2 protein-coding genes are annotated in these 6,228 nt (G+C 41.4%); both read right to left on the reverse strand.

Going from position 1 to position 6,228, the window contains the following annotated elements; all coding sequences use genetic code 11:
- A partial coding sequence (locus Q0386_RS08280) for an FAD-binding protein (RefSeq protein WP_299029663.1) occupies nt 1-250 on the reverse strand: 250 nt, incomplete at its 3' end.
- Nucleotides 251-624: 374 nt separating this feature from the next.
- Entirely contained in the window at nt 625-6,057 is a 5,433-nt protein-coding gene (locus Q0386_RS08285) for a DUF4214 domain-containing protein (RefSeq protein ID WP_299029666.1), read from the reverse strand.
- Nucleotides 6,058-6,228 lie beyond the last annotated feature (171 nt).

The following is a 6,228-nucleotide window of genomic DNA, read 5'->3' on the forward strand; positions in this document are numbered from 1 at the left end:
TTACGGAGTTACCGCCGACGCGTCCCATCTTTTCTAGGATTAGGACTTTATTGCCCTTTTCGGCTGCGGTGATACCAGCTGCAAGTCCTGCAAAACCAGAGCCCACGATAACTACGTCCCACTCCTCGTCAAATTTGACGTCTTTAGCGTTAACCGCAGCTTGAGCATTTACTCCGCCTAGAGCCAAAGCTCCGGCACCTACCATACTTAACTTAACAAAATCTCTTCTTGAAACGTTTGAGTTTTTCATAGCTTCTCCTTAAATTTACTTAGCTATTACCTGTAAATCTTTAATTTACGACTCTACTCTAAATACCTTTATTACTATTGGCGTCTTTAGGCGTCCTCCTTAGATTAAATTTATTTTAGCTAGTGTTATTATAGGACTTAACTTTAAAGAATAAGCTTAAATGAATGTGTAATTTGGAATTTATTTGTAATATTTAAAGATTTATTTAGCCTAAAAACGTGACTATATCGGGGTAGGGATGGAATGAAAATAAAGTCAAATTTGGTGTGGTTGGGTTTGGGCGGATTAAGGGCTATAAAATAAAAAACTACTAAAAATAATACGAAGATAAAGTCAGATAAAAAATCAGGCGGCATAAGCCGCCTGAGAGAAGATTAAGCCTGATCGAGACTATCGATAGTGATAGTACCTTTTTCAGGATCAACGGTGTATTTTAGGTTTTCTAGGTTTACACCGGCAAGTCTTACGATAGTGTCTTCAGTACCTATCGAATTGGTAGTACCTGCAGCTACAGCTTTTTTATCATAAACTAGGTATGTATCGCCCTTCCAAGAGAACGCATATAGTCTATCGTTGTGAGCGTCGTAATATCCGTTATCGCCGCCACCCCAGTTGATGTGTCTTACGTAGCCGCTTATAGTTTGACCCCACGTAGTAGCGCCGTCTGCATCGCTATAGTAAGTCGCGCTAAATCTAAGGCCGTCGTCTCTAACTTGAGTAGTATCATTCCATAGTCTATTGTGAGCTATGGCGTGATTTACAGCTTGGACTAGGGTATCTAGGCCGGCAACCGTACTCAAATCGGTAAGTTTAGAGTTTACGGTTAGTTTTACGATATTGTGCGCATCGTATAGAGACTTATCGCTACTGTTGATATTGCCTATATACTTATCGCTTGTATTAGACGTCTCTATGACGACGGCTTTTCTTAGGTTTGTAGCAGTAGGTGCCGTTGCGTTAGGTCCTATTTGTCCCGCTACGCCTGAGCCTTGTATGATTACGTTGCCGTGGGCCGAGATAGGCGTACCGCCAAGAACCGCGCCGGCAGTACCGTGAACACCGTGAGCATCGGTGTATTCGTTAGAATATAGCACGCCGTTCACGATAGTGTGTTGGTTTTGCCCTGTGCCAAGCTCGTAAAATTTACCGTCTGTATTTAAACGCCAAGTGGCTGCAGGTACCGAAGCAGTAGGGTCGGACGCAATGTTGCCAGTATGGTTATGATACTGAGCCGTAGTGCCATCGACTTTCGTAACGGTCCAATCAACCCATGTTGTGCCGGTTGGAGGAGTACCGCTAGAGTGACCTGAGATCCAATTGCTCGGAACACTATTATAGCTAACGCCCGTTAAACTTACGCCAGTGCTCTTAGTAGTAGACAAGTCAGCCGTAATAGGAGCGGAACCAGTCTCTACAAACGGTTTTGTAGCGCCGTTTAGGAATGTTTCAGTAGCATACTGACCGTCCGCATTTTTTCCGCCCACGGAGATATTTTGGCTACCGCTCGCTACGATAGTTTTGTCATTTGTAGCGGCACCTGTCTGCCATGCGAGGTCGCCGTATTTAGCAGTATACTCATATCTGTCACCGCCGGCATGACCGTCTGTACCGGATTGAGATACTACGCCCTTTTCTACGCCAGGGAGTATAGTAGGTTTAGTGTTTGTAGAGTATTCATAACCGGTTACTTTACTACTTGGAGGGGTTGTAGACGTATCGTTTTGTCCGTTTACGGTACTACCGGTGATATCTACAGGTTTATCGTAGACAGGAGTTACATGTTGGACGTCTTTAGCTAGTTTGTTATTAGCAACCTCGGTATGGAAATATCTACCGTTTGTAGCCGGGTTATTGTCGCCTGTAGTTCCAGGGTGGTTATAGTCATAGAATTTTACCTTGATATCCGTGGCGTTTCTAGTATGGAACTGCGAATTTGTATAAACAGCATCTTTGTTGTCGCCGGTAGGGTCTTTAGGATCATAGCCGTGCGCAAACCAGTCGGCGAGTTTGATTCTATCGCCAGCCTCGATATTTTTGATAGTTACGATTTTACTTACGCTAGCATCGGTTTTAGCTCTACTTACGTCAAATAGATCGCGTCCTTTGCCGCCGTCGATGATGATCTCGGTGTTTGTGGCCAAAGTACCTACATGGATGATGTCGTCTCCGTCGCCTAGATCTACGTTTAGCTTACCGGTACCGTTATTTGTAGCCATATCGTTAGCTAGCAATACCACGTCGTTACCTTGAGTACCCTTGATCTCTTTAAGTTTCTCGTGAGCATTTGCACCTAGGTCACTCTTTTCTCTTACTAGTTCAGTAGACGGTCTTGTTAAGTTTGTAGTTGTTCCGTCGACATTTTTATGACTCCACTTGGTACCGTTGAAAGTAGGCGCATCGTTACCGGTAACGCCGGTTCTAGGACCAAAATCAGGTAATGTTGAAGTAGCCTTAAAGTTAGCTGTAGACGCGGTGCCGTAGTTGTCTGAAAGAGGATTTTTTAGGTTTGAGTTGCCTGCGTTGCCGAAACCTTGATTTGCCTCTCTATTGTGCCAGCTGCTATAACCTGAATTAGTAGATCCGCTATGGCTCGTCGTATCCGTGCTATAAGGAACGGTAGATAGATTTACCCACGAAGTAGATCCTGCTTTTACTTCGCTTAGATCGATAGTCTCTAGCTTTGAAGTAGTCGCAGCGTTAAATTTAGGATTTACTATAAGGTTTATGTTTTCGCCCTTAGCGACAAATTTTTTAAGGTCGTTAGGAGAAGCCGTACCGTCATCAAATTTGACGTATACGTCGGTTTTTTCGCCGGTCTGGACGCCGCTTACGTTAAGGTTTACGACATCTTGCTTATCTCCAGGATTTGTTCCGGTTCTAGCTCCGCCGAAATTTACTTTAATCGCATTTGGAGTTGAGCCTTGACCGGTATTCCATCTATCGCTAGCTAGTCCGGTGTCTATTTCAGGGCTATAATACGTAGGCCTAGTAAATACAGCTCCTTTGAAATTAACATTTTGTCCAAACAGCTCGCCTATGTTATATGAGCCTGCCATTTGAGACATATCTATCGTGTTGTTTATGGTTTTGTCGTTACCGACTTTACCTACCGAATTCGCATACGAAGATGAGCTAGTATACTGTCCACCGCCGCTTGCTATGCTAACGTTACCTCTTGCATTACCAGGATTGATCTCTATATCTCTCGCGGCTATATTACCTATCAAAAGATTATTGATGTTGTTACCATTCACGCTAAACGTACCCTCAGTAACGATAGAGTTATCGGCTGTTGCGTACGGGAAGTTCCAAGTCGTAAGGGTAGAATCAAAATAGCCCTTCATCGTAGAGCCGGTAGTCGGGTTGTTTGCGGCAGTAGTTATGTTGTTTATGGCGTTTACCATCTCGACATTACCGCCGATGTCATTCAAGGTTACAGAAATAGAACCTTTTGTAAATACGCCTTTGCTCGCCTTAAATGAATTTAAGTGCTCAGCAGTGATGGCAATAGACTGAGTAGCGTCAGCTGTGCCTGCACCCGCGCCACTACCTTTACCGATCACGTTATCTACAAAATAAACATTACCGGTTTTGATATTATTTGAAGCAAGACCTCTAGCGTTGATCTGCTCGATGTCATTAAACTCTCTAGTACCGTAAGCGTCAAAGTTGTCATCGGTATTAATGTTGAAAGCCTTTAGCTTCTCAAAGAAAGTAGCATCCAGGTTACTTAGAATGCTTGACTTTGAATTTACGGTCAACTTCTCAAGGGTTTTTGGAGGCAACGGAATAGTAGAAGATAGATCATGAACCGCTATGTTTGTAAGGCTCATGCCCGTAATATTAGGTACGCTATTGCCATATGTACCGATAGAGTTGAAATTTACGGTTATATCTTTAGCTTTTGGAGCTATGATGCCTATACCTTCGTTTGCATGCATTTTGTTACCGTCTACCCAAGCAGCGGTAGCGCCGGCTCCGCCGATCTTTTGAGCATATACGTTTTTATCTACGTTTACGGTTACTCTTTCGCTCTCGTCAGCAGCTACATAAGCTGTAACCTGGCTGCGTAGTCCAGGAGTAACAGCATTTATTATAGCATTGCCGTTAACGTCTTGAGGATCGATTGTGTTTGTTATATTGATCTCTTGTAAATAACCGTTTTTAAACTCGACTCTACCGTAAGGGCCGGAAGCTACATCGGTATTTTCCGGATCAGGCTTGTCTACCGTAACGCTTTTTATAGTAGAGTTTGTAACTACTAGGTTGCTCTTTGTTTTTGTGGTGTTAAGAGCTGTTACGTCTGAGCCAGCAAAATCTATACTTGCAGTATCATTTGCCGTACCGGTGTCTACTTTTTGTATATTTACCTTTTCTATGTTGTTTACGGTAAATTTGTTCTCTTTTGCTTTTAATCTTTCGATATTTAGCGTATCTTTACCAGCACCGCCGTCTATATCGAAATTTGTTTTATTTGTAGCATCTACATCTTTAAAGTCAAGTTTTATAGTGTCATTACCGCTACCGCCTTTTATAACATTTGTGGCACCGATAGGGGTGTGTTGACTAGGGTTAAACTCATACTCTAGATTGTGAGTAAATGCAGAAGCATCGACCTTTTCTAAGCGATCGCTTTCCACCATAAGCTTAACATCGGTAGTACCTTTGACGGATATTGTTTTATAGTGGTTTGTGTTATCACCTGATTTTATAAATACGGTGCTTTTCTCGCCTTTTGTGGTTATGTTTAAATTTTCGATATTTGGGATATCTATGCCCGTGCCATCTACGCCAACCACGTTATCTATAGCTTTTTTATGCAAATTTACATTATCTAATGTCAAATTTTGCGTATCATTTGTGCCAGCGATAGTTCCGGTGTTATAATTTAATTTAAACGACTCCGTACTGCTTTTTAGATTTTCAATGGTTAAATCGACTAAATTGTGAGGATTTATGAAATTTATACCATTTTCACTATCTAAGCTTACCTTCTTAAGACCCTCAATATCTCGTGCATTAAAGGTTTTTTTAGTTGTAGCAGTGCTTGTCAAATTTAAATTATCGATGTTTTTGATAAAACCGGTAGTCATACCATTAAAATTATCTTTTACGGTAACATTTAAAGTATTTTCACCTGTTCCGCCATCGATTTTATCAGTAGGTTTGAGAGTGTTTGTAGCAACAAACGAATCTGCAACCGCGTTAAAAATATCTTGTCCAACTCCACCGGTAAGATCATTTGGTTCAGTGGTAAGAGTATGAACCGTAGAAGCAGCAAGGGCATCTATTTTTGCTTTTTGCTCTTCAAAATTGGTATCAGTTGTAGTTTTTATAATTTCCTGAAACGGTTTATAATCATAACTTCCAGAAACACTTGTTTCTATGTTAGCGATTTTTTCAGCCATATAAGCTGAAATAGCCGTCTTGTTTTCGAAAATTTTAGCTGCAACCGGATCTGCCGCTTTTGCTTCTGCAGACTGAGCTACTTCAAATAGTTTCACAAGAGTCTCGCCTCTTGAATGACCTAGCTGAAGGTGCTTAACCCATGCGTTAATACCATCAGGATCTTTTGTGTAATCTTTACCAAGAATGTTTTTATAGATAAGCTCTATATAGTCTTTATCTTGGTCTATTCTGCCGCCATAGTACTCTATAGCTGCCGGGGATTCTAGCATTAATTGGGCTATCTCGGCCTGTGTTTTGTTGTGGCCGAAATTAATCCATGCCTTGAATCCAGCGCCTTCGGGGGCTCTGTTAAATAACGCCACATAAAGCTGCGCAACCTCTGCTTGTGTTACTGCCATTAAGGACTCCTTTAAAGTTACTTGATGTTTAGTGTTCTATTTTACAGAATACTATCGCCAATTATACCATAATTTTCTAAAAAAGGAGGGAAATGATTTTTTATTTGATTAACTGATGATTGCTGAATAATTATAATTTATAGATTATATTCATAAGATATTTAGCTTATA

Origin of the sequence: uncultured Campylobacter sp., from assembly GCF_938045625.1 — a bacterium.
GTDB lineage: Bacteria > Campylobacterota > Campylobacteria > Campylobacterales > Campylobacteraceae > Campylobacter_A.